The 26,335-nt window shown below is 59.8% G+C and carries 22 protein-coding genes and 1 pseudogene; 7 read left to right on the top strand and 16 right to left on the bottom strand.

Annotation, left to right across the window (positions count from 1 at the left end; all coding sequences use genetic code 11):
* Positions 1 to 96 precede the first annotated feature (96 nt).
* Entirely contained in the window at positions 97 to 1,539 is a 1,443-nt protein-coding gene (gapS1, locus tag ACZK1G_RS11470) for a GapS1 family protein (protein WP_101765472.1), read from the top strand.
* A gap of 356 nt (positions 1,540 to 1,895) precedes the next feature.
* Here the strand turns inward: gapS1 and ACZK1G_RS11465 are convergent, their stop codons facing one another.
* From ACZK1G_RS11465 to ACZK1G_RS11415, 11 genes and pseudogenes are all read right to left on the bottom strand, one after another.
* A complete protein-coding gene (locus ACZK1G_RS11465; RefSeq protein WP_101765471.1) occupies positions 1,896 to 2,984 on the bottom strand; it encodes a DUF4062 domain-containing protein in 1,089 nt (362 codons plus the stop codon).
* Positions 2,985 to 3,160: 176 nt separating this feature from the next.
* Positions 3,161 to 3,795 (bottom strand): annotated as a pseudogene (locus tag ACZK1G_RS11460) (site-specific integrase); the annotation flags it as partial.
* A 610-nt stretch (positions 3,796 to 4,405) separates the two neighbouring features.
* Positions 4,406 to 4,951 (bottom strand): hypothetical protein, encoded by a 546-nt coding sequence (locus ACZK1G_RS11455; protein WP_126412179.1) that lies wholly within the window; start codon positions 4,949 to 4,951, stop codon positions 4,406 to 4,408.
* A gap of 826 nt (positions 4,952 to 5,777) precedes the next feature.
* Positions 5,778 to 6,824, bottom strand: a complete 1,047-nt coding sequence (locus ACZK1G_RS11450; protein ID WP_072167141.1) for an ATP-binding protein — start codon at positions 6,822 to 6,824, stop codon at positions 5,778 to 5,780.
* Positions 6,825 to 6,846: 22 nt separating this feature from the next.
* Complete coding sequence (locus ACZK1G_RS11445) at positions 6,847 to 8,697, bottom strand: hypothetical protein (protein WP_024956856.1); 1,851 nt, start codon at positions 8,695 to 8,697, stop codon at positions 6,847 to 6,849.
* Positions 8,690 to 9,406, bottom strand: coding sequence for a hypothetical protein (locus tag ACZK1G_RS11440; RefSeq protein WP_049401583.1), 717 nt, complete (start codon positions 9,404 to 9,406; stop codon positions 8,690 to 8,692). The genes ACZK1G_RS11445 and ACZK1G_RS11440 overlap by 8 nt, the downstream gene beginning before the upstream one ends.
* A 375-nt stretch (positions 9,407 to 9,781) precedes the next feature.
* Positions 9,782 to 10,105: a hypothetical protein gene (locus tag ACZK1G_RS11435; RefSeq protein WP_024956858.1), complete on the bottom strand. Its 324-nt coding sequence runs from the start codon at positions 10,103 to 10,105 to the stop codon at positions 9,782 to 9,784.
* A gap of 720 nt (positions 10,106 to 10,825) precedes the next feature.
* Positions 10,826 to 11,065: a hypothetical protein gene (locus tag ACZK1G_RS11430; protein ID WP_126412177.1), complete on the bottom strand. Its 240-nt coding sequence runs from the start codon at positions 11,063 to 11,065 to the stop codon at positions 10,826 to 10,828.
* 916 nt (positions 11,066 to 11,981) lie between these two features.
* Positions 11,982 to 12,506: a Pycsar system effector family protein gene (locus ACZK1G_RS11425; protein ID WP_474752781.1), complete on the bottom strand. Its 525-nt coding sequence runs from the start codon at positions 12,504 to 12,506 to the stop codon at positions 11,982 to 11,984.
* On the bottom strand, positions 12,451 to 13,233 hold the full coding sequence (locus tag ACZK1G_RS11420; protein ID WP_369332838.1) for an E2 domain-containing protein: 783 nt from the start codon (positions 13,231 to 13,233) through the stop codon (positions 12,451 to 12,453). The genes ACZK1G_RS11425 and ACZK1G_RS11420 overlap by 56 nt, the downstream gene beginning before the upstream one ends.
* Positions 13,234 to 13,325: 92 nt before the next feature.
* On the bottom strand, positions 13,326 to 14,858 hold the full coding sequence (locus ACZK1G_RS11415) for an adenylate/guanylate cyclase domain-containing protein (RefSeq protein WP_043033494.1): 1,533 nt from the start codon (positions 14,856 to 14,858) through the stop codon (positions 13,326 to 13,328).
* 133 nt (positions 14,859 to 14,991) lie between these two features.
* Here ACZK1G_RS11415 and ACZK1G_RS11410 point away from each other — a divergent pair, with 133 nt between their 5' ends.
* Both ACZK1G_RS11410 and ACZK1G_RS11405 read left to right on the top strand, forming a co-directional pair.
* Positions 14,992 to 15,912, top strand: a complete 921-nt coding sequence (locus ACZK1G_RS11410) for a TIR domain-containing protein (protein ID WP_088428977.1) — start codon at positions 14,992 to 14,994, stop codon at positions 15,910 to 15,912.
* Between the two features lie 2 nt (positions 15,913 to 15,914).
* Positions 15,915 to 16,616: an adenylate/guanylate cyclase domain-containing protein gene (locus ACZK1G_RS11405; RefSeq protein WP_197621874.1), complete on the top strand. Its 702-nt coding sequence runs from the start codon at positions 15,915 to 15,917 to the stop codon at positions 16,614 to 16,616.
* A 168-nt stretch (positions 16,617 to 16,784) separates the two neighbouring features.
* Here ACZK1G_RS11405 and ACZK1G_RS11400 read toward each other — a convergent pair whose 3' ends face one another.
* Positions 16,785 to 18,749, bottom strand: a complete 1,965-nt coding sequence (locus ACZK1G_RS11400) for an AAA family ATPase (protein ID WP_024956865.1) — start codon at positions 18,747 to 18,749, stop codon at positions 16,785 to 16,787.
* A 101-nt stretch (positions 18,750 to 18,850) separates the two neighbouring features.
* The gene (locus ACZK1G_RS11395; protein WP_043033496.1) at positions 18,851 to 19,927 is read right to left on the bottom strand and encodes a site-specific integrase; all 1,077 of its coding nucleotides are present in this window, start codon (positions 19,925 to 19,927) and stop codon (positions 18,851 to 18,853) included.
* Between the two features lie 104 nt (positions 19,928 to 20,031).
* On the opposite strand from ACZK1G_RS11395, the gene ACZK1G_RS11390 reads away from it, so the two are divergent.
* The 3 genes from ACZK1G_RS11390 (at position 20,032) to ACZK1G_RS11380 (ending at position 23,023) form a co-directional block, all read left to right on the top strand.
* Positions 20,032 to 21,006, top strand: coding sequence for a DNA-binding protein (locus tag ACZK1G_RS11390; RefSeq protein ID WP_049402764.1), 975 nt, complete (start codon positions 20,032 to 20,034; stop codon positions 21,004 to 21,006).
* A 148-nt stretch (positions 21,007 to 21,154) separates the two neighbouring features.
* Positions 21,155 to 21,760, top strand: a complete 606-nt coding sequence (locus tag ACZK1G_RS11385) for a hypothetical protein (protein ID WP_197621875.1) — start codon at positions 21,155 to 21,157, stop codon at positions 21,758 to 21,760.
* A 234-nt stretch (positions 21,761 to 21,994) separates the two neighbouring features.
* Positions 21,995 to 23,023, top strand: coding sequence for a hypothetical protein (locus ACZK1G_RS11380; protein WP_049402763.1), 1,029 nt, complete (start codon positions 21,995 to 21,997; stop codon positions 23,021 to 23,023).
* 589 nt (positions 23,024 to 23,612) lie between these two features.
* On the opposite strand, the gene ACZK1G_RS11375 is transcribed toward ACZK1G_RS11380, so the two are convergent.
* Together ACZK1G_RS11375 and ACZK1G_RS11370 are read right to left on the bottom strand one after the other, a co-directional pair.
* Positions 23,613 to 24,236: a TetR/AcrR family transcriptional regulator gene (locus ACZK1G_RS11375; protein WP_043033616.1), complete on the bottom strand. Its 624-nt coding sequence runs from the start codon at positions 24,234 to 24,236 to the stop codon at positions 23,613 to 23,615.
* 5 nt (positions 24,237 to 24,241) lie between these two features.
* Entirely contained in the window at positions 24,242 to 24,577 is a 336-nt protein-coding gene (locus ACZK1G_RS11370) for a hypothetical protein (protein WP_043033500.1), read from the bottom strand.
* Between the two features lie 26 nt (positions 24,578 to 24,603).
* Between ACZK1G_RS11370 and ACZK1G_RS11365 the strand changes: the two genes are divergently transcribed.
* Positions 24,604 to 24,957: a hypothetical protein gene (locus tag ACZK1G_RS11365; protein ID WP_043033501.1), complete on the top strand. Its 354-nt coding sequence runs from the start codon at positions 24,604 to 24,606 to the stop codon at positions 24,955 to 24,957.
* 377 nt (positions 24,958 to 25,334) lie between these two features.
* Here ACZK1G_RS11365 and ACZK1G_RS11360 read toward each other — a convergent pair whose 3' ends face one another.
* Complete coding sequence (locus ACZK1G_RS11360; protein WP_269213927.1) at positions 25,335 to 26,291, bottom strand: NADH:flavin oxidoreductase/NADH oxidase; 957 nt, start codon at positions 26,289 to 26,291, stop codon at positions 25,335 to 25,337.
* Positions 26,292 to 26,335 lie beyond the last annotated feature (44 nt).

Raw genomic sequence — 26,335 nt, 5'->3', positions numbered from 1 at the left:
CCACGAGCTTTGCCTCCCTAGAACTTTCTGCCATCCTGAGATTGTGTCGCCCGATTTTGATCGACAGTTGATGCTGGAATCCAAAGGAGCCACCCTATGACGGTCGAGCAAGGGCGGGCGTTACTGCGACAGGTAAAGGACCGCATCGGCGCGTGTCGCGCGCTTGGCTTCATTGATGTGGCACACAGGGAATTGAATCGCGAGCCCAACGAAGGGATGCCCTGGCTCCAGCGACTCCCCCATGTTTGGTTGCTGATCATGAAATGGGCGTTGGTAGGCTGGCGCCCGGATGATGATCGACCTGATCCCACCGACGAAGACATCAGCTTCATAGCGCAAGCCACCTGGGATGCGATCGGGCATCTGACTGGCGTCGAAGGACGGCCGGCGATCTTCATGCGTCGAATGGCGCTGCAGCAGATCTGGCTACAACGGTCATTCGATACCAGTGCTATCCCGCGGCAATTTCGAATTCTCGGGGAAATTATGACAGGCGCTGCGACCGCAGAGCTCTTTCGGCAGCAGTACGGCCTCACGTTTACACAGTTCGCCATAGTCATGATGCACATGGCGGCCGATGCAGGCGACCTGTTGAATCTGCCGGCATTGTCAGCGCTGCGGCCCGACACCCCTCGGATACCTGAGCACTGGGCGATCGTGCGAAGGATCCTCGACCGGACGGTGCCCCAACTGCATCGCGACTTTGCCGAAATGGAGGCCAGGAATACGCTTGCCGAGGTCGAGGTATGCGAGCAATCACCCTTGGTTCGAACCCCCTTCCTCGCAAGTCGCAATCTGGGCCCTGTGTGCATCCACCCCATCCTTCTGTTCCGGATGCTAGAGACGGCGTTGTTCGATCTGGCTCGTGCCATCGATGCCCGCCCCTTCATGAACGATTTCGGGCCGGCGTTCGAGAACTATCTGGCAGAGGTGCTGGACGATTTGAACGCACAAGTGATTCGGGAAGACGAACTCCGTCAGCGCCTCGTGGGCCCCGGACAGGTGGTTGACTTTGCCGTAGTCTCGGAGGAAGCCCTGGTTCTGATTGATGCAAAGGGCATAGAGGGGCACTACGACGAGCTGTACCACAACCTGCCCGAGGAACTGGCAGCCCGACTCAGAACGTCCCTGTTGCGTGCAGTCGACCAGGCCATTGCCACGGTGGATAGACTCCCTGCCGATCTTCAACGAAACGAGGTCTACTTCCTTTGCGTTACCTTCAAGCAGGTCGTTGTTACCGACGGCGTTGCACTGAGAGAGCTCACAGCCGGTACGACCGCATGGGAGCATCCACGTTGGGAATCGCACGTGCTCACGCCGGCACGAATGCTCTTTCCCAGTGCCTTCGAGCTTGAATCCATCGTGGCGCTAGCGAACACGCTGCAGGTGCCCATCAGCCAAGTGGTTCGCGACATTGTTGCCGACAATGGAAATACCGAAACGCGAAAGTTTCTTCTGGAGCAACATGTCATGACGCGCCGAGCCCCACTCGACGCTCCAGCAGTGATCCAAGGGGCCGCCATTCGCCTGAAGCAGTAGCAGCGTAGGGCTCGTGATGAAATGGACAATAGGGGCGTGTTCTTCCAATATCCAACCGAAAGCAACGCCAGCAAGTCAAATAACAAGCCCATTACAGGCGAACAGATCGCAGCGCGGGACAAAGATTCGCAAAGCCATCTGAAGGTTCTTTGTGCTCGATCAGAACGATGAGATCGTGGAGGCGTTTCAGTACGAGCCACACATCCTCACGCAGGAACTGGAGACCCCAAAAGGCCGCCTGCGAGTGGCTGAACTGTTTTCACGTATGGCTGCGTGTGGAACTGGCGGGCGGTTGGTGAAGGTCGCGCGAGACCTCATAGATATCCTTCACAGAGCTGTCTGTGATGATATTTTCGTCATACAGCCTCCGGAGTAGAGGGAATTGCCCGAAGCTGATTCATTACCGTTCTACCATACGGCGTAAGTGTCCAGTAGCCGCCACGATCTTTGACGCTGCGATTCTTCATGCTGTGAGTGATGTATCCGAGCGCAAGGAACTGAACAACGACTGTTTCCAGATCGGTGCGCGACACCTTGATATCTGATTTACTGAAAACTCTGTGCCCAACTCGCTCTTCATCCGGCGAGTTCTTTTCTTCGTCATCGGCGAATAGGGCCATAACTCGACCACGAATTTCGCTGGCAAGCCGCGCGTGCACTTGGTCAGTCGTGGCCTCATGAAGTAGCAGCGGACTAACCAAGAAGAACAGCTCATTCCAAGTAAGGGGAATGGTGTGATCCCAAGAATACTCCAAGTACCCTCCATCGCTCCACTTACGAGTGTCGTATTCGACCTCCACGTCAAACACTTCATCATGCTGCGCTAGGCCGACGGCTCCCTTTGGCGGCTCCGTACGCGACCTATTGAGCTCTGCCTCGAGCTCCTCAATACGCTTTCGAAGCTTCAGCATTTCCGCAGTGGCATCGGTAGTAGGCACCTTATCGCCGCGCACCCAGCCCACGCCTGGATGGCTCTTTCTAAGTGCAATCAAACTGCGACTTACGACAGAGCCAAGCTCATGCGCAGTAGTCCACGACTTGCACATCTTCTTCTGCGCCAGATCGCGGAACGCAGCGAGCTTTTTTCGGCCATCGTCGGTGGTTTCGCAGCGCCCTGCGGGAATCTCAGCAGGGACGCCATGCAAGAATGCAATTACCGGCTTTCCGGTTTCGACGGCATATCGATACTCCATTTCGGTATAGCTGAGCCCATCAGGCCCAATACTCCCGTATCGACCACCGATGACTACAATGTAATAGTCACAGTCATCGATCACACCCTTAATAAGAGACCATTGGTCTTCGTTAGCTGCAGGGAACAACTCCATGCCTGAAGGTATGCAGTCGAGCTCAAGCAATGCGTGCATTATCTCTTGGCGTTCTTCCTGAAGGTCTTGGTAGGTCGAGCTAACAAAGACCTGATACTTCGTATCGTCCGTCGACATGATGCCCCATTCAATTGTCGTAGCGCTAAGTCTAGCGACCTCCAAGCCACGCGGTCGCTTACCGCCAGAAGTCAGTTGTAGGTTGTAGACTTCCGGTCCATGTGGGAAGCGAGCCTATCAAAGAAGTCGGTCAAAAGGATTCTGCGATCGGACCACCCTCTAGCTGCCTCGGTTGATTAATCGTCCAGGAGTCGAGCTGCCGGGTTGATGGAGCCTCCTCCCGTTTGAAAATATCCCACTACGCTAGAGACCGCCCGGTGCTCTGTCAGTACCATGATTGCCGGCAGCGCTACGCCTTGGCGACTGGCTTCGGCCACGAACCCCGACCGCAGGCTGTGAGGGCAGGGCCGACGCGCTGTTTCCATAGCCTTCTGAAAATTGCTCCCTCGGCGGCCCCAGATGCCTCCAGCCAGTCCTGCAGGACGAGGGCGGCCCGATCCAGGACCGGCTTTTCCGGAGTCGACGTGGCCCTGACGCTAGCTTGCTGCGTCTTGCTGTGCTCGAGCCGGTTGATATGGCCCTGGTCGCCGATCCGACGCGGGTCGCGAAGGTCGGCGGCGATCTCGCTGCGCCGACGCCCGCCACTGGCAGATCCGAAGCAGAGTAGGGCGCGATCCCTTAGTCCTTCCAGGCTGTCGTAGCAGGTGGCCAGCAAGTCTTCCAGCTCGGGCAGGGTGATCGCCACCTTCTTGCGCGGACGCTCGCCGCGTTTGACTGCGACTCGGGCGGCGCGGCTGAGCACGGTGCGGATCGCCGGCTGCTCGCAGGGATTGGGCATTTGCTTCAGTCGGTGCGCCGTGGACAGCACGGCAAACGGTTGGTGGCAGCACAACACAGCGGGATTGAGAGACAGTTGCGCCAGGATCTCCACGCCGCCCCAGCAGCGACAGCGACGGCGAGCCAAGCCGCGGACATCCTGCGCGGACGGAGTGACGCCCTGGAGCAACAACTTTCGAGTCTGCGAGATCTGCCGGCGCAGCCGCCCGTCTGTTTAGGAGCGTGTCCCTTCGCGCCTCAAAATTCCCGATGAAATGAATGTCTGCCGCACCGAAAACGCCCGGCCTCTAACGCATTGATTTTAGAAGATATGGATGGGGTGAGCTTAGCCTCTTCCTGGCAGCTTCCGTCCACCAAAGATGCCCGATATTTCCGGAAGTCCACCAAAGATGCCCGATATTCCCGGAAGTTCACCAAAGACGCCCGGCATTTCCAGAAGTACATAAATAACGCCCAACAGTTCCGGAAGCCCATAAAACACGCCCACGACTGCCGGGGGTTCATTAGAATTGCCAATTAGCCCACGCGGCGGCAAAGCCTCCCCTTGTGTTGCGTACTCGCATGAAGGCTACTGCCGTTCGCAGTCCGGCACGAGACAGTGCCGTTGCCCCAATGATGGCAAAAATTGCTAAGAACTGCCTGCCTTAGGATTTCTGCTGGATTCTAGCTGTTTTTCGAGGTGTCACCCAGGCGACCCGGACTTCTCTCAAGGAACGGGCGGAACCCTGAAGCTCGATGACCGGATACCCACCTGAAGGCAGTACATCCTTCGGATTCAGCTTGAACACCCTTGCAAGCGTCAACGCCAAGCCTTCCTCATAAGCGGTTGCCAGAACCCACACAAGCGCGTCGACCAAGGCGGATCTTCCCTTAATGCTGTCCAATACCGAAGCGACGATTACGGAAGGGGACCTATCCGGCTTGTCGTTCGCGATACCAAAGGCCGCAGCGGCCAGCTCCAGCGCTGTGCCGCACGCTAACGTTACCATCGGGTCGACAACCGAGAGATTGAGCCAAGTCGCGCCGCTGGCAGAAACACCATAGGGAGCTAGGAACGACTCGTGCCGCTCTACCTCAGTGGGTCCTTGGGTGTCGTAGTGCGTTGAGCGGAAGCTCAGGACAGATAGGCCTTCAAGTCCGACCCTGGCGCATGCCGCTGCAGTGGCCCGCGTCAAAGCATCGTAGGCCATCAATGGGAGCGGAGCGCACATGAGGCCCGAGTTGCCGCCAATCATTGCCCAGCCCCAGAACGCCCCTGGCTCCGGATCGTCAGCGGATGGCTGGAAAGCCTCATACCTTACGTGAGCATTGCCATCGTCCTGGTGGACGGGCGGCATAGGAGTCGTTCTATCAATCAGGCGCGCCAGAGCTGAAGGCCAGCTTTGCGCATCACTGGGGAAGTGAATCACTCGGCCTGCCCGCTGGCGTGATGCCCAATGAAGGTAGTCATCCACCCACTGCGACACTTCACGAGCGGGAAATTGCCTGACGTCCAGTAGCGCTGTGTGGGCGTCGATTGGCTGAAATCCACAAGTACAAGTCCCGAGACCACCGGAGTGGTCAAAACTGGTGCCCAGCGTCCTTCCGCATGCCTCGCAGTGGCTGATGAGCTTCTCGCCATGCCAAGGGCACGCAGAGATGGAAGGAAGGAGAAATAGTGAACAATGGTAGCCGTGAAGTGCGCATGCGGGGCACCGCATATATGGAAGCTCACTACCCGCGAGAAGTCGAAGTGATTGAACTGGAAGCCACGCGGCCGGATTCCATAGATTCTTCGTTGTGACGTCACGGACTTCGATGGCTGACGCAAAAGTATCCTGCACCCGGCCCGGCAGAAGCAAAGGGCGGAGCATGGAGCGCCCAGTCTTACGCCTCACCCCCATGATCATGAGTTGCTCACTTGTTGGCATGCCCAGTGCAACGATCCGCTGCAGCACGCCGTAGCCCGATATGTATGGATAGAACTCATGCTCTGCGCCGACAATCCGAGGCGTAGAAGGATTTACGGCGCGAGAGCTATTCATTGCTTCCCCCTACCTGGTTTGCCGTATTCTGTATCTTCTCAATGATGGCGATTGCCTTGTCGGACATCTTCTCGCGCATGCGAATGAACTCGGTTCGCAGGTACCCGACATGCACAAGCGCAGCACGGACGTCAGATGGAGTGAAGCGTTCGAAACTCTGCTGAAACCAAGCGTTCGTTAGCAGATTCCGCACGGTCGATGTGAAGGAGCACATCGGCCAGCCACTATGTTCGGGAAGTCCCACCTCCCTCCGGAGGGCGGACACAGCATCGCAAATCATCTCCGTTTCAGATTCCAGCCGCCATCCGCGATCAAATGCGTCGGTGGCGAAGTATCTAGAAAATGGCATGTCCTCTGTCGGCCACCATGCTGCGCCGTCGTAGCGCGACAGGGCATGCCTGACCTCATCTCGCGCCGCAAGAGGAAGAAATGGGGCTGAGTCCAGAAACCACCGGCGAACAACATGTGACGGATGGTGCTGCCACATGTCGCCAAGCTCGATGCCCTGCTGGTCACTTTGGTACACAAAGACCAAAAAGAGAGTAAGCCTGTCCTTGCTCATCAAGTTATCAAGATCTTCTAAGCACTGAAACTCAAGATTGGTGAGCCGTTGAGCACTGTCGATGAACAATACGTACCTGCGTACGTCGGCGTGCCCACACGCGGCGCGCATGTGATTGTGTATTCGTGCCCTCAGCTCGTGAGGCCTGGCCGATGACCAGCGCGGCATTCCCAGTTGATGTGAAAGCGCGTGCCAGAAGCTCAGCGGGCTCCTGCATGCATCTGAGGTTGCGACGATTGCCCTGGCCACACCTGCGCGGCGTCCGTCCTCCACGAGCCAGCGCCAGTCGGTTTCGACTAGATAGTCTTGCGCCGTGGATTTGCCAACCCCGCTCTCTGAGTAAAGAGAGCACCCATGATGACCCTGCTGAATGTTGTACAGAACGAAATCCGCCATGCGTTCGACAGGCTTCGTGTTGATACGGTAGCCAGACTCAATGAAAAGTGGATGGTCGGGGTCAAGGCGACGGACGGCCATGATGGCCTCCGCAAGGTCCGATCTAGTCATCAAGATTCACCTTGCCTCCCCGGGGGACTCTTACCGGGATGTGAGCTGGCTGGGACCGAATGTCGGGCAGACGGCCGAAGTGCAACTGCTGCAAGCGCGCAAGTTGGTCGACTGCGGGTTGGGACGTGTCTGCAGTAGATCGAAGATGCGCTATGAAGGCTTCAATTGCACACTCCACGCCAGCGATTGAGAAATCACTGCGCTGTTTGGACCAACGACAGATGATCCTTCGCGTCCTCTCGTCATGCGGCGCGCGCGACCAAGGCGCTCGCGCGGTAGCCACTCCGAATGGCACGGTGGCACTTTGAAGTAGCACGATTGAACGAAGATCGCGCCTATTCACGCGCGCAAGAATCCTGGTGCCAATCAGTCCCCATTTATCGTTAAGGGAAGGGGATCGGTAGTCCGCATACAAGTAGGTGACATGGGGCAACTCCCCATTATCCTTGTTGCCTTTTACGGGCAGGCTTACGATTGTCGAAGCCATATCTGCAGCATCCAGGCCACAGGTTTCCGGCGCAAACGCAAACGCTGACTCTTTGCGATTCGTGAGATACGCTAGCGGCGTCATCTGTCCGAGTGCGGAGTGAGGCGTCGCGTTGTAGTTGGCTATGATGACGTCCAGGAGCTCCTCGAGAAGGTGCATCTGGATGGGATGGGCATCCGGAGAGAAGTTGCTGATCCTGATCTTGTTTTCCCCCAGCCGTTTGGCGGGCTCAAAACCGCCGGGGATCTTACGCAGCGCACCACGTTCCAAGCGCGAGAAGAATTGCTCTACAATGGGTCGTGAGCGCGGTGTGTGCGACTTTCCGAAGATCATCACACCTCCCCGAGCCCTGCAGAATGCTGCTTCGAGTGCATGGGCCGAGTGCGCAAGGAAGTTGTCCAGTGCGACAGCGGCCGAGCGCGTGACTATCGGCGTTGCTGCCTGATAGACGGGCATTCCAGCGCCAGGTGCGTAGAAGAGGTCCGGGATCGTCAGGTCCCTGGGAGCCCAGGGTTCCATTGACTTGGACAAGCAGAGCGCTACATCAAGATTGTCATAGCTCTGGCCGACACAGAGAAGCCATCCCGTTACCGCCCTGGATTCAGTCTCTATTTCGATGAGAAGCCATAGCCGTGACACTTTGCGCGTAACACGCGCGCCATTGGGCATATCGATGGAGATCTTGCATTCAACATCGATTTGGTGCGCGTCAAACTCCGTTCTGGCGAACAGGCCCATCCGTACTGCTTGCTCCAAAGCGACAGGAGCGTTCGATGCCGATTGAGGTTCATAAAGGTCCACGTCGGCTACTGCCGACTGCCGCCGCTTGAGCAAAGCAAGCAGCGAGCGCTTCCCCTTGCCAGGATCGTTCAGGGGGAATTTGTCCTCCAGGTTGTGCTGCTTCAGCTCCGCAAGGACTCGTTGGTGCAATTTTACGAACGCGCTTGGAGGGCGGCCCGGCGGCAGATGGGTTGCAAAGCCATCGATCAAGGCTTTAACACTCGGCACAGCTTCGGAGACTTTGTGCCACGCAAATCTTCCTGGAACCAGCGGCAATTCCGCGGGTTCGAAGGAAAGCTCAGTCGAGTAACTGCCCCATGGAATGCATACGCGAAATCCGTGCGGCATGCCATCGTGGGCTATCGTGGGCGCTTTCATTGCCATGCGCTTCAGGCGTTTGTGGCAGATTCCATATCTCCGGGATATAGCGGTGATGGTGGAACGGCCCAGAAGCAAGGCGGTGAGTGCTTCCTTGGCCACGCGGAACTTGGAGAGATGATCTGGTGCAATATCAACCGGATGTGGGGAGTACCACTCGTCGAGTGTCGCCTGATCATAGATTTCGTACCTAGCCATGACGCACCTCCACGAGGGCATCCGGATCCCCTGGGCGATAGTCCACGAGTTGTACGCGGCCGGTGTAGACGAGGCTTGCCACTGCGCAAGCCACTGCGAACCGGGCCTGGCCCGTCTGCAGTTGTAATGCGCTCATGGTGAGGCGCTCAACGTTCTGGAGCATGTCCTCAATCCTCACTTCCAACTGCCTGGCCCCCGCGATCTTTGCATTGGCCCAGACAAGCGGAAGTAGTTCGTAGGCAACAGCGACCTCGCTGGCGCGAGATGCCAGAGAGTTTTCGTGGACAAGTCGCAATACGAGCCCTTGATTCAAGGCCATGTGGATGAGCTCGTCATCTGCGGGAAGCTTGACTAAGCCAACGCTCAGTGAAGCCACCCGTTTTGTAGGGATTACAAACTGGTAGTGCTGGGTGCCATCCCTCCGCCCGACCCAGAAGCTCAACTCAAGGTCGCGCTTCTCGCCTACCGTGATTCGACGCGGCCTCTCAACATACATCTCCACCTGGGGGTCAAATTCGAGCATCAGCGCCTGGCAAAAGTTGACCAGGTCGGCCACCGTTACGGTCCGCCCATTCTTCGGGGACTGAAATACAAAGATTTCGCGGCGGTCGCGCTTGCCGCGTGCTAGCTCGAGAGGGGAATGGGGCAGATGCCCCTCACGGCGGTCTTCGTCCGTCGGTTTGGCGGTCGCGCTTTTTCCTGCGGTCATCATCCTGCTCCTCAGCCGTCGGCTTGCGAACGTCTGCCCGGTCTCGAGATTGGAACAAGGTGCCCATTCAGGTTCGCCTCCGCCATATGAGATGGGGAGGAAATGGGCGCACCCCTCCGCGCGAACGGGAAGTCGCTTGACTTTGTCAAGGAAAAGGGTGAGCCTCAGGGTACAGGCTGAGTTTCACCACCATCTGCTCCAACAGATGTCACTTGCCCCCGCGCCAACGGGGGCAAGTCATTTCCAGGGTTCGGAGATGTTAGTTTCCGGCTCTTGGTACTCTCCTCGGCGCTCGGCGAGCGCATCTTCGGGGACGTCTTGAGTCTGTTCTTGAAACGCTACAAGCCCGGCCCCTTGAGTTTGGGTTGTGGGGCGTCATTCCTGGTTGGGCTTCAGAGCAGCCGCTTCATCTTGCGGGGTGCCAGATACTGCCGGCGGACTGATTGCGGCCCTCAGCCCAACCATCCAGTCGGCGATGTCCATCGCAAAGGCAAATTTGCCGCGGCGGCCGGGCACTTTGAATATCTTCACGGGCAAGGTTCCGCGTGCCTCTGCTTGGCGGAGCGCGTGGCTGGAGCGATAGCCAAGAGCTCGCGGCAAGTTTTCATAGCCGATGAGAGGCCCGAAATGAAAGGTCAATTCTCTTTCGATCTCACGGCGTTCCGGGGCCAGGATTGATTCGTTGGTCCGCTCCGTCATGGCGTGGTCACACCCCGTCGCTTGTGTCCTCCTGATTCTGCCCCTCTAATACGGATGGTGGAAGGAGTAACAAACTCGCGTTTCGTTACCCATCAAAGGTGAATGGGGAGGGGCACGGCCATGGCGCTCAAAGAGATACCCTTTTACGGCGAGGCGCGACTTGCCCGCATGCGTGCAAGCACGAGCATACTTCCCGCCAACCGAGCCGTGCCGTACTGCCTGCGATCACTCAGTGTCGGATTGTGGTTTGAATGCTTGCGAAGCCGAATGGGCCTATCCAGCGCATACGCGCTCGGACAGTCGATATCCCCGGAGCGTCCCGGCTGCCACTCCAATGTGTGGGTGAAATATGCCCATGCGGAACACGTCCCGTCCCAGGCGACGCAGGCAGCAGCCGAGGCGCGCTATCCCGGCTCCCGCATGGTTCTATGTTCACCGGTCTGGGCCGCTCTGAATGTCCACGAGGCACTTGGCGGTTGTGGAGAATCAATACTCATGTCGCTCAGTGCACCTGTGCAACTGGAAGTGTTCAGCGGAGCGAGCTTGCGAGCCGGCATGTTTGTCCGCCGAGACCGTCGGTTACGAGAGATCACCGAGGGCTTGTGCGGGCTGGGCACTCTGGATAGCCTGGCGGCACTAGTGGTGATGTTGAGGGTCGCCCATGAGCAGGGCAGACGGCATGACTGCTTTGCCTTGGGGCGTGCACTGCACGATTGCCTGCTACTGGTGGGGCAGGATAGTCCCATCCAGCTTATTGCCGAAGAGCTGTTCTGGTACTTCAGCCATTTCGTGCTTCCTTTCACAGGGTGCCGGGGTGTTCGGATTGCATCGTCGCGACGCCGCTTGCTCCTGCAGCATGAGGTTCTCTCCCGCCTCGTACTTGAGCTTGAAGACAGCGGGTTCGACTATCTCCCAGGCATGCGTCACCCGCTCTTGCGGGTAGTCCGCAATCAGCAGCATGCTCCGTCTTTGCGCTTCTTCTCGCCCGGCGTCGGACCCTGCAGCGCAACATCGCGGCAGATGGCGCGGTAGCGCTATCAATACAGAGTCTTGTTGAGACGAGGAGGCATCCAGGATGGTGAGCGCAGAGACTAAAGGCTCGACCGATTACGAAATGAGCCGCTTGTGGTGGGCGGCACGGCTGTCGCAGTCGAGTAGAGGCTCAAGATGATTGCCTATCTTGGTTGGGGGTCGCTGGTATGGCAACCCGACGGTCTACCGGTTCGTGGACAGTGGCTGGCAGACGGGCCAACGGTTTGCGTAGAGTTTTTAAGGCAATCCGGCAATGGACGGCTTACGTTGGTCATGCATGCGGCCGCGTCTGCTGTCACCTCCTTCTGGGTTGAGGCTGGTACCGACGACGAGGGCGACGCCAAGCGAGCCTTGCGTGAGCGGGAAGCCATTCCCTCAAAGAACATGGAGCGACACTTGGGGGTCTGGACACATGGCTGTCCAGCACCGGCGAGTATTCCTGGGCTCGCTGACTGGGCCGCTGCTCGCGGGATTACCACTGTGCTATGGACGGCGCTGCCACCGAAGTTCAACGGGGAAAATCAACGCGTCCCATCAGTGGAAGAAGCAGTTGCCTACCTCGCAAGCCTCTCAGGGCAAACTGCGACGCTCGCAGAAGAGTACGTCCGGCGAGCCCCGCCCCAGATTGACACCGTCTATCGTCGTGAGTTTGCTGCACGTCTAGGCTGGCATCCCCTTCCGAAAGGGAGCTAACTGCGACGTGCGTGTGATAGCCGATGGCCAAACTCCGGCAATGGCCAGCACCGTTTCTCACCTTGGGCCGACTTGGGCCGGAAGGCCCGGCCCTGTCAGCGCTGCCCGGGGCTCCGGCTCAACAACTGGATGAGCAGAAGCCACTTGTGTGTCACTTTGCCGGCGGAGGCAGCACAACGATGAGTGCCATCCATGGGGCGATTGCCAGAACAGTGGCAATGTACGCGTACTTCAAACAGCTGAATTTTGACGAGAGAATCTTGGAATTGCGCCAACATTGACCCAGGAGGTCTTCCTCGAACTCCATCAGCGTACGCTCCGCGCACTTCTGCAAGAACTCGTGCTCGGCCATGCTCGACACCCGTTCAAAGAAGATGAGCGAATTTGACCCGCCTCGCAGTTCCGGAAAATATCCGTACCACAGGTGCCAGAAGCTAACAGTAAGCGGTGTAAGGAACAAAACGCCCACAACCGAGATCAGGGCCGTTAGTTCATCAAGTTTCGGCAGCCGCGTCGCGATCATGGCAAGCATGCCCAGGTTGATACCCAGGCCGACCGAGAGTTTTGTGTCTACACGGGAGAAGAAGCCCAAGACCAAATTCAGCTGCTGCCAAGCGGCACTAACGCGGTCGCTTTGATTTGGCGGGTGGCCGCCAGAATTTTGAGGTTCTTGCACGGGGTGAGTTCTCTGTCTTGAGGGATACGGTTTGTGTTCGTTTGATGGCAGATCGAAGACCGCAGATGTCCAGCGTTCCGCAGCAGCGCGCTCCTGCAGCCGCACAATCCTCAAGGAAAGCTGTGTCGGCCAGCGCACATCGGTGCTGTTCCAAGATGAAAGTGACCAGGGCCGCAGCGTGGTCGCCACATGCAGTGATCGCACCGTCAGGATCGCGGCCACATGGGCAGACTGGGGGTCTCCCGACCAAGGTTTCAGTGCGCGTCGACACCCGAGCAAGGAGTAGTTTGCCGTGCCAGAGCTCGAGCCTCCGCTTCTGAGGGCGCGAATCCTTGCGGACCATGAACTGCCCCGCGAGCACATCTGCCTTGAATGCCGGACCCAGTCGTTCGGCTGCCTGCTCAGCATTGGCCTGATGCTGCGCAGCACGACCGTGCGCGCGGCCGTTCTCCGCTCCAGGAAAGACCCGGCGGGCGTTCGCGCCGATCTGGTAGGTCAGGTACTGGTAGACCGTGGCCCACCAATGCCTCGCTGCTGCTTCGTCTTGGATCCGGCTCGGATTGTCTTCTCCCCAGCCGAGGCAGAAGCTACGGTCACCGTTGATATGCCGATCGGGACAGAACCCCGGCAGCATGCCGGGGTCGGCGATCTCGCGCACTGAGACGTGCTCGCCTGCAACGGAGACGAGCAATCTAAATGCGTACTCGGCTCCGCCGGCCCGAACCACTGTGATCCCAACCAGCCCCCCGACAGGGTCTACGATCAACGTGGCACCGTAGTCCGGTGCCACGCGCTGCAGCAGCTCCAAAGGCCTTGGCGTCACGTCGCGGCCACATGAGGACGGATCGGCTGCGCGAGCGCAGGAGCCACTGCGGGTGCCACTTCAGCGTAGTGTGCCTCCAGTGTTGCCTTCGCCACGCGGTCCCCGGATGCGGCGAGTTCCTCCACCGCTGCGGCATAGTCTAGGTTCGCCGCCTTTCGCTTGTCGGTAAAGACGGTCCGTATCGCGGCGCTGGCGGCCTTGTAGGCATTTTCACCAATGGCCGTCTCCACACCGTCGCAGAGTCGTTGTTGGGCTTCAGATTCCAACACCGCTCGCCCCGTGGCACACCGCAGAAGGCTCCCCTTCATGCCCAGGCGGGAAATGGCAAGGGGGCCAAGTTCGAAGCCAATGGCCAATCCCAGCTCTGCCACTTCCGCGCCTTCGGCGCTCAGTTGCTCCAGGGCAGTGGAGAAACTGCTGCGCAATGCACCCGCGCACTGGGCAGCGGTGCTGACCGTGTCCTGCGCATCTGTCGTCTGTGACGTGCCCTCCAGCAGCACCCCATGAAGGCAGTCGCCAATAAAACGGACACGACGCCCTCCAAAATCCTCGTGTACGACCGCATCCAGCTCAGAGCGCAATACGTGCAGTGTTCGAACCAGATGTTCGGGATCCTCCTCTAAGTGCTTGTCCACGAAGTCGGTGAATCCGTCAATGTCGGCATAGATCGAAACGCCATCAAATCGCCTTGAGTTCGCCGCGCTGAGCAGGGAGAAGTCCAGATCAGAAAGCGGAGGCGTCGGTCGACTGAACTTGAATTCGCCGATAGGGAGCTCGGCCTGTTCATCTTTCCAGAGTTCGATGATGCGCGACTTGGAAATGCCGAGTGCAGCGGCCTCGACGCATGCGGAAATCTGAGCATCGGTCAGCGAAGTGGTGCGGTCCTTGTTGCCGGTCAAGGTAGGCAGTTCAAGCACGGCACGTGCGCCGTGCGTCAGGTAGATGCCTTCAGCCCCTCCATGCCCGGCACACTTGGCCGCCTGATTGGCTGGGGAGCCTAAGAAAAGAGGTTCTCGGCTGGCGCGACGACCATTGTTGACGGCCAACGCCATCCCGCTGTCAATGCCGACACGAACCTGGGCATTGGGGATGTGCGCGTCCGAGTCGCCCGTTTCAGCCAGCACATCGATGGCGAGCTGGGCGATCGCAACCGCGCGCTCGATCCGGGCGCGTTCGTTGGCATCGCCGTACGGCTTGGTCACAACCGCATGCAGCCGCTGGTTGTGAAAGTCCACACGGATGGCATCACTTTCAACGAGGATGCGATGGACGGCGCGGTAGTGCTGATTCAGGAATCGAAGGGCCCGCTTGTGGCAGGTTTCGCCTTCGATGTCAGTGCAGCTAAGCATGTCCGCCAGATTGACGATGTCGATGTAGACATGCGCCCCTTGGACGCGATAGGCGCGATTGACTGGAATATCCACCAGCGAGGTTTCCCGCTTGTAATCGCGGATGTCCACGTCGCGGACTTCGGCGTAACGGGTGGCAATGCGCTTCTTGGTGCGATCTTTTTTCCAGCTGTGTCCCATCGTGCTACTCCCTGCGCCCAAGAGGAGGCCAGGCCGGGCGGGTCGCGTCGCCTACGGCGTGGCTGGCAGCCGGATTCATTCCAGCTCCTTTGGGCGTATATTGGGACCCAGTTCACACTTTCAAGGGGGCAGTATGGGGACTGGGATCGTCGAGCGCCTCGCGGCGGATGATGGCAGGCGACTGATCGCCGCCTTGGCTGAGTTCCGCCTGCTGGCCGGCTTGGACGCGGCCGCAGCCCAGCTGGCACAGGCCGGGGAATTGCTCGACGTGGGGACAGGGCAGGCCTTTATCACTCAGGGCGCCCCAGAGACCGACGTTTTCTTCATTGTCTCCGGCTCCGTGGACGTGCTGGTCAACGGCAAAGTGGTTAATACCCGAAGGGCTGGGGACCACGTCGGCGAAATGGCAGCCATCGAACCGGCGCAACTGCGGGCGGCAACTGTTACTGCACGCGAGCCGACCGTAGTGCTAAAGGTGCCGGAAATCGATTTCAGCAGGATTGCGGATTCACACCCCGTCATCTGGCGGCGGCTGGCCGCGACCCTTTCGCGCCGTCTAAAAGAGCGCAATCACATGATTACCCAACCTCGCGGACAGGTCCGGGTCTTTGTGATGTCGTCGGTGGAGGCGCTCCCTGTCACGCGGTTGCTGGTACAGCACTTCGAGCACGACCCGTTCCTGACGGTGGTATGGGACCACGGGGTGTTCCGCGCCGCCAACTACACACTTGACGAGCTCGAGCGCCAGCTGGAACAGGCAGACTTTGCCATTGCCGTGGCCCACGCGGATGACATGGTCATCAGCCGCGGTGACGAGTGGCCTGTCATGCGCGACAACGTCGTCTTTGAACTGGGTATGTTCATTGGATTCCTGGGGCGTCGGCGCGCCTTCTTGATGGAGCCGCGCGAAGACAAGCTGAAGCTTCCCAGTGATCTCACGGGGCTCACGACCGTCCCCTACCGATACACCCCTGGCCCGGACGCCCGGGCTTTGATTGCACCGGCATGCGAACAAATTCGCTCCCGCATTCTCGAAGCTGGGCCGAGGGACTGACGGTGGCACTGCTGGAAGAGATGACGGCCGCCGTGCAGGCGATAGCACAAACCCGATGGTCTACACGGAGAGGTCAAGTTGTACCCGATCCAGAAGATCTGCGATTGGGCAATGACGCAGTGGAGTTTGATCGTGCCACTGTTTTGTACGCGGACCTGAACGGCTCAACGAATATGGTCGACACCGAAGCCTGGCAGTTGAGTGCAGAGATCTACAAAGCGTTCCTGCACTGTGCAGCGACGATCATCAGGAAAGAGGGCGGCAAGATCACCTCCTACGACGGAGATCGTGTCATGGGCATCTGGGTGGGTGACCGGCAAGCCACGCCGGCGGCTAAGGCCGGGTTGAAAATCAACTATGCGGTCAAGATGATCGTCATGCCAGCGTTGAAAAAGCAGTACCCCGACTGGACAGGTACCGTGAGGCATGTCGTCGGAATCGACAGCAGCCCAATCCGAGCTGCTCGCACGGGTATTCGAGGCGGCAACGACATCGTCTGGGTTGGACGCGCGGCCAATCATGCGGCCAAGCTCACGGACCTGGACCTTGCCCCGTCAACCTGGATTACCGATGAGGTGTTCATCCGGTTGGCTGATGAGTTGAAGTACGGTGGAACGCCGCCGACTCTGATGTGGGAGGCGTTCCGCTGGAACCGGCAGGGTGGTCGCCGCATTCACGGATCAGACTGGGCTTGGCGCGTCTAAAGCGCCCTCTGCGGACCCGGCATTCGCAGGGCCAGCATGGCAGGGAAAGGGCGCACTGTTAGAGGCCGATTTCATGGCGCGGGAGTCAGGCAGCCGAGTCCTGCCCTCCGATGAGTGCGCGCCGGGAGAGGAACCCGCTGCCATTGCGGAGCTCTGGCAGAGGTTCATCTACGCACCGGCCCCTAGCGCCGCATTGATCTCAGCGAAGGCCTTCTCAAAGCGCTCCAGCGTTTCATTGATGGCCGTAGTTTCCGCGGCCAGCACGTGCTGATTCTGGATGAGCCAGTTGGCGGGAGTGAAATGATCCAGGGGCGGAACGGAAGCCCCCATGACATTAAACAGTGCTTCGGCCTGTTTGACCTGGCGCGTCAGGGCACCGTCTTGGCTGAACTGCCGGGCGGAAATTTGCCCTTTTCCCTTCAGACCGTAGGCACCGTTGAGGATGTCGGCGAAGACGGCGGGTGCGAAGAAGTCCTCAATGTCGCTCTCCGCCTTTCCGGTGAAATCCGTGGCTACCAAGACGCCGGAAGTCTTCATGATCTGAGACTCCCTCAGCCGCTGCACCTTGCCTTTATCGCCATTGCCGTAGTCACACAAGGCGACCATGTGGATGCCCTTGCCAGAGAAGAGCGAGGCGAACGATTGCACTTTGTCTATGCCGCCTGTGGGGCAGATCACCCACCGGCTGTCCAAGCCTTGGCGCTTGCGTTGCTTGAGCGCGTGCGATGCCGCCTGAAGATAGAGCACATCCGAAGGTCCTTCGACCAACAGGGTATGCGCTCCCACAAACAGGCTTTGGGTAACCTCGTAACCGAGATGGGCCTGAAGGGGGAACAGCGTGTCCTGATCGACGCTCAGGACGTCCGCGGAGACCTGTGTGCCCTTAACGGTGGGGCGGCGACGCTGGTCGTAGGTGACAACGTCCTCGACGACGCGAACGTCCGCAAGACGATCGGCCGGCACCATAAAGGGCGAGTGGGTGCTGTAGATGACCTGGTGGTCGGGGAGTAGACGCTCAATGATGTAGCGGAGCAGATCAGCTTGCGCCTTTCCATGTAGCGTCAATCCAGGCTCATCCAGAAGGATGATCGCACCGGGGTTCCTCTTTCGCATCTGCTTGAACTGCGACAGGAAGGAGAAGAACCAGACGAATCCGGCGCTGCGCTCAGACAGGGGCACCGAAACCTTGTGGTTGTCATTCCGAATGCGGATTTTGGCAACAGTCCCGCTATTGAAGGGGGCGGGATCCTCGGAGAGGCCTTGGGCAAGCGCTATCTCTACACTGAGCGCGTCGTTCTGACTCCAAAACTCGAAGATCTCATCGGTAATTTCATTGGAGGCGGCTTGGCAACGTGCGTTGAGCTCTTCCAGGCGTGTGCTGGACTGCAATTCGCTGACCGACGTCCCGGCGTACTCGAGGAAGTCGAGGAAAATCTGGTCACCCGGGGAGATCGTCGCGCCGCTTTGGGTGTCACGAGACAGCTTGTCCAGCGATATCTCCCCGGACATGCGATCAAAGTGAGAGGTATAGAAGAACGCCGGCATCCTTTTCTGCAGGATATCGATGGCCGCCAGCACTGGTTTCCCCTTGCGGAAGCCGCTGATGGACCGCTTGACCGCCTGCAATTGGTCAGACGGCTCGGGGTGCGCATCTATCTCGACCACGAGTCGATCCAGCAATATCTTGGAAAACTTCTCCCGCTCTTCGCCTGCCACACCGTGCTGGTCGAGCAGAAACGCGCGCACCACGTTGGGATCGACGTGAATGCTCCAAGTGCTGTGGCCACTGTAATCTGTCGTTACGTCAACGGTCGTACTACTTAACGCGCCGGCACCCAGGACGTCGGCGACCGCCTTTTGGTCTTCGTGGCTGAGCTCCCAGGTCAGGGTGGCAACCGGTGCGGGTTCGTCGTCGTGGCGTTCCTCATACCGCGTGAGGAAGCGGCGGGGGTAATCGCGCACCGTGTCGTAAGCAAACTGGTCGGCGATGGGACGGGTACCAAACAACGCCGTCAGAATTGCAGTCTTGCCCGCCTCGTTCTTACCGACCAAGCAGGTCAGCTCTCCGACATCGAACGTTCCGGAATCCTCTGCAGAACGGAAGTTTCGGATCCGTGCCTTGACTAGCTTCATGCTGCCCCCTGATTCCTGCCGTGGATGGTGCGCGTCTTGTGCAGGATAGGGCCCGAGCGGGGCACATTCAACGCGCACTGCTGGCCGCTCGGGCCGGAGGCTCAGTCCTCATCCATCAGGCGCGCGGCGGGGTTGCTGCCGACGCCGCCCTGCTGGAAATATCCGATCACGCTGGCCACGGAGCGGTGATCGGTCATCGCCATCAGCGCCGGCAGGGCCACCCCACGCCGCGCACCTTCGGTAACAAAGCCCGAGCGCAGGCTGTGGCCGGCAAAGTCCCCGTCCAGACCGGCCAACCGCGCCCGGTCCTTAACGATGGCGGCGACCGCCTTGCCGCTGAGCGCGCCGCCCAATGACCGTGGCCAGACGCGCCGGAACAGGGGGCCGTCGGTAATCTCGGCCACGTCCAGCCAGTCCTGCAGTGCGGTGGCTGCCTCTCCCAGGATGGGCTTGTCGGGGCTGCTGCCAACCACTGGCCCGGACTGCAAGGTTTTTCCGTGATCCAAGCGATAGGTGTAGCCGCCTTCGGGCAGTCGGGTGAGGTGATTCACCGTCGCCTCGGCGACTTCGCTGCGGCGGCGCCCGCCGCTAGCAAAGGCAAAGTAGAGCAGGGCGCGATCGCGCTTCCCCTTGAGCGAGGTGTCGCAGGTGGCCGCCATTGCGCGCAGATCTGCGGCTGACAGCGCGGTCTTCTTGGCCGGGCGCTCGCCTCGTTTGTGAGAAGCCCTGCGCCCCTTGGACAGTAGGGTCCTCACGGCGCGATTCTCGCAAGGGTTGTCTTGGCGGGCCTGCTTGTGGGCCGCCGACAAGACCGCCACCCGGTGGACCAGGCTGGAGAACGCCAGCGGCCCAGGCTTCTTCTTCAGGCCCGCATGCACCAAGGCACTATCCAAGTCTGCAGGCAGATCCCAACGAAGCCCCAAATCGCCTGAGCGCCCCATGTGATCCACGATGAACTGAACCACTGCCGCCGGGGGGACGGGTAGGGCGATGGGCCTGCCATAGCGCCCTTCGAACCAGCCCGCCCAATAGCGCAGGGCGCCGGCGTAGCTGCGAATGGTGTTAGGCGCTTCGGCCTCCTGCAGGATGTCTCGCACCGCTTCTGCGGCGGAAGTGGCCAGCCGCTCCGGAACCAGCCCCGAAACGAGTTCCCCTGACGCAGCAGTGATATTATTCATATGTACTATGTATTGTGCACTATGATTAGGTTGAGCTACATCTGATAAATATGCCTTATCAGACATGGCCTGCCAATTCTCACCGTTCCGCAGAAGGACACCCAATGGCCAAGGGCATCAGCGAACTGGATGTGCACCAGGCAGCGGACGACATCATCGCCGCCGGCGAACGTCCCACCGTCGAGCGAATCCGAGCCCACTTGGGCACCGGCTCGCCCAACACCGTCACGCGTTGGCTGGAGACCTGGTGGCAGACCGTAGGCTTTCGCCTGCGCCAGCGCGCCATTGAGGCGGCGGTTCCAGGCATCCCAGAGCGGGTAGCTCACCTGAGCCAGCGTTTGTGGCAGGCCGCGCTGCAGGATGCCGGCGAGCTCGCTCAGACCCAGCTGGAGTCGACCAGGCACGCACTGGAGGAACGCGAGCGCCTGCTGGAGGAGGACCGGGTGGCCCTGACGCTGGCGATTGAGGCCAGCCAGAAGCGCGAAAGGGAGGCTCAGGTCCAGACTCAGGCCGCCGCCACCACCGCGGAGCAGTTGGCGGCACAGGTCTCCCAGATGACGGCACAAGTACAAGACCTGCTGCGCCAACGCGATGGAGCCTATGGACGGGCGGAGCGACTCGAGCAGGAACTGGATGCCGTACGCCGCAGTCTGGGCGAGGCCGCGGCCGCTCACGAAGAAGAGAGGAGGGCGCTCCAGGCGCACGTCAGGGCAGTGGAGGATCGTGCCCATACGGAGGTTGACCGGCATCGCCAGGCGTTGCGGTCAGCCGAGCAGGAGTGGGGGCGGGAGCGCATGGCCTTGGCCACCTCATTGCGAGAGAGCGAGCAACAAGCCATTGCTGCTGCCAACCGCGAGCAACAGGCATTGCGCCGACTGGAAGGCGTGAACGCGCGGGCTGATGGCTTGGAGGCGCAGCTGACGTCACTGAAGGAAACCACTCGGCAAGTTACCGAGGCACTCCGACAAGGGAGAGCGAACACGGCAACGCCAAGCAGGCAAAGCAAGCCACGCCGCACCGCGCCCAGAAGAGTGGGCGAGCCGACACAAGAACCCAATAGCAGGAAATCTAAGACTTGAGGCCATCCATTCGATCAAGGCTTCTTTCCCCGAAAGACTTGGAGGACGTACACGCCCCCCCCAAAGTTCATCCTCGACCGCGCCCGAGAGCACGGCGCGACAGGCCCCGTACGAACGGTAGAAACCAGCACGCCGGAGGAGGAACGCCATGAAGCAGGGAAGAACTGACAGAGATTGGGCGGTGGTCGCTGTGATGACCTTTGCCGCAGGAGCCGTCTTGACTTGGGCACTCATGAGCAAGCCGAGTCCCAAATCCGCCACGTTAGCGCTTGACTGGCCGGCGTGGGTGCAAGCGATCGGCAGCATCGCAGCCATCATCGCCGCGGGACTGATCCCCCTTTGGCACGCCAGAGTCAGGAGACGGGAGGTCACACAGTCCCTCATAGAGCTGATTTCCTATGCGCGATTTCCAGCGACACTGATGCTGGCGCAGTTCGAGGGAGGATTCGGCGGCCCCCGGCTGATCTTGGCGCATCTGACCCAGCTTCATAAGGCTTTCGATTCAGTCAACTATGTTGACGTGCCGAGCCGATCCTTGGCGATTGCGCTGCAGCAATCAGCAACGGCTGTGAGTGCACTTAAGGAGATCCAGGAACTCTTTCTGAGAAAAGAAGAGATGAAAAAGGGGCGGGGGAGCGAGATCGTTAAAAAGTACCTGCTCATGCTCGATAGAGCCGTCGAAGAAGCAATCAAGGCAACCGGTCAGCGGCCTCGAGACTTCAACTACGACACAATCGTGCTGCCTAATGAATAGCCCATGCAAATGCTGTTCGTTACAACTACGCGGTAATAGTCACAAACCTCTCTCTAGTAATCCACTGCCGAGGGCTATCCGGCAAATCGTGCGGAGTCGGAGGGAGTAGCTGGCGTCTGAACGGGGGAACTCGCCTGGCGATGTAGCAGGGGCCTGGTGCACTGGACTGTAACAGAGCAGTTTCACTGTCACCGCGCCTTGTTACGGTAAAGAACCTCCGTTACATTCGCTGCTATGAACGACCTCGACGCCGCAGCCCGCTATCTTCAGGGTCTACTACCCGACATGGTCGGTGAGCTCGAGCCCTGGCCCAGCTCCAAGACGCGCGGCTTACCCCACTTCCTCGCCACCCTATTCGGCCTGGCCGAGCTTGACCTGCTCGGCCACAGGGTGCTGCTGGCCACCGTCCCGGCGCAGACGGAACCGTTGCCACCTTTGCGGCTGATCGCGCAGGTGCATCGATTGGCGGAAAAGGCCGGCTTGAGGGTCATTCTCGTGCTCTCCGGCGTTTCGCCCTACATTCGCTCCAAGCTCATCGAGTCTCGGGTGGATTTCGTTGTGCCTGGTAGCCAACTGTTCGCTCCGAGCTTCCTGATGAGCTTACGCGAGCGCGATTCGTCTCCAAGGGTGCTCACATCCGCTGGGGAGCGGTTGAGCCATCCGGCACAAGCGGTTCTGATCGCGGCCCTGTTGCGGCCCGACTTGGAGGAGCGCGGCATCCCTGGCAGCGTCCCGTGGGTGCCGCTCGACCTGGCGCGCGAGGCAGGCTACTCACGCATGACTGCCTCGCGGGTCGCCCGTGAACTGGTGGCGGCTAACCTCGTCAGCGCCCAGCGCGAGGGGCGGGAGACGAAGCTACGGTTCTTGAAAGCGCGCCGCTCCTTGTGGGCGGTCGCGCTGCCGCGGCTGCGCTCGCCGGTGCTGCGCACCACTTGCATCGGCAAAAGTGGCTTGGACATGCTGCTGGCCGATCATTGTCGTGCTGCGGGAGAAACCGGCCTGTCCGTTCTCACCGAACTGGCGGCGCCATCGCGTCCGATCGCTGCGATCGGACGAGACTGCTTCCGTCGGCATCCGGAGCCGGAATGGTTTCCCGTGGCCGGCGAGGGCTATGCAGACGTGCAGCATTGGGCGTACTCCACCCGCCTGGGTGGCGCGGGCACCGTCGTGGACCCGTTGTCGCTGTACCTGTCCTTGCAGGGACAGGGCGACCCGAGGCTGAACGGCGCGCTGCGGGACCTGCTCGATGAGGTCTTCGTCTGATCGCAGGCGCGCGGGAGCTCGGCGAGTGGTGCCTGAACTCCGGTACCAGTCCGCGGTCATCGGGGCCGTTGCGCTGGCCGTCGTAACGCAGGAAGCGAAGCGGCAAGTGGGGCCACGAAGGATCTGGAACGTGGTGCTGAGCGTGGAGGCGCTGACGCTTGCGTTCGGCCAGCGGTTCTCGGGGGGATATCGAGGCAGCGGCTACGAGGTGCGCCAGCCCTCGGACCGACACTCAACGTTCTATCGCTTCCGGCGGCCTGCGCCCAGAAACTGCAGGAGTGGCCGACGGGTCGTTTCGACCTGATCGTCTGCAGCGGGATGGACGACTAACCCGGGCCGGATGCCCTGCTCGAACTGCGTGACGGTGCGCATGGGGCGACGAAGGACGGTAGCCTGCTGGTGGCTTGCCAATGGCTGCCCATCCTTCAAGTAGCAATGCCTTGGGCGCATGCGCTGGCTAGGATTGTGCCGCGCTGAATCTGCTTCTGGCCGGCAGACGATCACCCTCGAAGTCGCAGGGCTAGGACAACTGATCTCAATCATGGAGGGATAGATGTGGCCTAACCCTTAACAACTCCGTGAGGGCGGCTTACATCGCATCCACAGTGATGCCATGAAGGATCATTGAAGCATGCTGGGACGCAAGTTTGTCCAGCGCAGGTGCATGCGGACTCGAGGTCCCGAACAGCTCGTGGAACAGCACACCCATTACGATCGGAGCCATGATTGAAAAGGCCATGAGATTTGAGTCGCCGGCGCGGACGGTCCCCTTGGCCTGCGCCCGCTCGACAGCGCTTGCCACCAGCCGGATCATGCGAGATGCAACTTCGTCATGCCAGATCCTCGCAAGCTCAGGAAACATTCGGCTCTCCGATAGCACCATTCGCAATGCTGCAGACAAGCGGGCATCGCCACCTGATGAGACCGCTCGCTGGAGGAGCGTCGGGATTAGCTCCTCAATCGACCCGTCGAAGGTCGCCTGTGCCGTCTCAAGGCCTTCCAGATTTGTGGAGATCAACTGGCGCGCTGCGGCTCGAAACAGCTCTTCCTTGGTTTCAAAGTAGAGGTAGATCGTGCCCTTCGCGACTCGTGCGCGCTTCGCGATATCAGAGAGCTTTGCGGCAGCAAAGCCGTTCTCAAGGAAAACATCTACCGCAGCGTCTACAATCTCGAGCGGCCGCGCCTCCTTGCGACGACTCCACTTAGGTTGCATCTCGCTCACGTGCTCAATCTCTTGCCCATGCGGGAATCCCAATAGCGCTGCAGCTCGTCTAGGGACTGCGTTGGCTGTGCCAATCCCACCCAAGTGTCAGGCCGCAGAACGTAGACAGCGTCCTGCTGACGTCCAGCGCGGCCATGTTCTTCGTGCCAGGTAAACTCGCGAAGAGCCATGCCGCGGCTGTCGCACCAGCCCTTTAGTTCAGTACTGGCTCGTCCATAGACATGGACCTGCCAGCCGATTTGCTCTGAGATCGCGTAGTTGTCCTCACCACGCGTCTTCACCCAGGGCAGGCGATCGCCGCCTTCAATCTTTCCAGCCTTGCCCTGGCTCAAGGGGCTATGCGATCTACAGCATCATCATGATCAACGTTGTCTTCCACGTGATCCCGCTGATTCTCGGGGTCGGCTACGGCGCGGGAACGCTAACTGCGATCATCATCTTCATCCCCCTCTGCGCTTGGATGATCTACACATCCTTTGGCGCGGGTCGTATGAGCTATCGAGCACTAGCCCTTTTGGTTGGTGCGGGAGTGTTGTTCCATGCCCTACTCACTATTCCGATGATTCTCCTGCTGCAAGGTGCAATCTCAGAGACGTCCGTAGTCATGATTCAGGTAGCCAACCCCTTTGTGCTGATGGTCATCTTGTCGGCGGCGGAGCGCTCGCGCTTGAGCATGCCGGCAAGGCAGCGTCGGCCAAGTGCCTCTCGCTAGCTCGAGTCTTCTTCGGCGCCTAGTCAGACCTCCCATCCCGTCTCGCTCACGCAGCCGCTTCGGTGACCCCTGGCGGACAAGGCGGAGCAACTTTAATGGTGCCTGTCCCCGCCTGTGTTGAGGCGGGGTAGCAGCTTGCAATGGCGTTAGGGATTCTCGATGGGAGCCAGATCATTTGCCCCTATTGCTCGATGGAGGAGGGGGCTGGCTCGCTCCTATTGAGCCGACGCCTTGCCCGGGCCTTTGTATCTGCTCAGCCAATAGCTGTAAGGCGTGGGTAGCACGCTGGCTGGGAGCTCCTGGCCAAGCGCAATGGCCATTTGGTACGGATAGTGCGGATTGGATAGGTGGGCCCGCCCGATCATCACTAGGTCAACCTAACAGTCCGCTACAACGCGCTCGGCAGTCTGTGGATCATCGATGCACCAACCTGTGGCCACCGGAAGCCCAGTTTCATTAGCAAATCGCTCAGCAAGGGGTGCCAGGAACGCCTGTGTACCCCATGGGACGCGGCCACCAAGAGCACTGAAGCCAATGCTCACGTTGAGCAGATCAAGCCCCAACTCTCGCATTTCTTTGCCAATCTCAATGGAGTCGACCAGTGCTTGGCCATCGCGCGAGTTGTACTCCACAACTCCAAAGCGCGCGGTCAGCGGCAGATGCTCGGGCCAAACCTTACGGACGGCCGCCAATGTCTCCAGCAGGAAGCGTGCTCTGTTCTCCGCACTGCCACCGTAGCGATCCTCCCGCTTGTTGCTGTCGGGGCTGAAGAAGCTCTGCGCCAGATAGCCATGAGCGAAGTGAAGCTCCAGCCATTCAAATCCTGCAGCAAGCGCACGCTTGGCTGCAGCGACGAAATCCGCTTGAACGCGATGAATGTCCTCAACCGTCATCTCGTTGGGAACTCTATCGAGCGAGCCGCCAAAGGCGATCGGCGAGGGACCAAGGATCGCCCATCCTGCGGGATCATCGGCTGCGATGTGGTCATCGCCTTGCCATGGCCGATTTGCACTAGCCTTGCGCCCTGCGTGGCCGATCTGGATGCCAGCTACGGCACCGCCTTGCTTGATGGCAGAAGCGATGGCTGCCATTCCTGGAATTTGCTCATCACCCCACAGGCCAGCACATCCCGGGGTGATGCGTCCTTCCGGAGACACGGCGGTAGCCTCGACAATCACGAGCCCAGCGCCTCCGCGCGCAAGCGCGGCATAGTGGCTGAGATGCCAATCGTTGATACGGCCGTCCTCCGCACTGTACTGGCACATGGGCGGCACCGCGATACGATTCTTAAGAGTGACACCTTTGAGCTCGAATGGGCTAAACAGGGCAGACATAAACGGGGCTTTGGGGAGAGCAAGAGGAGCAAGCACGGGGATTT

Source organism: Stenotrophomonas sp. 109824_Sma (genome assembly GCF_056480025.1).
The sequence above is the reverse complement of the archived record's forward strand: the minus strand, read 5'-3'. Positions and strand labels throughout refer to the sequence as shown.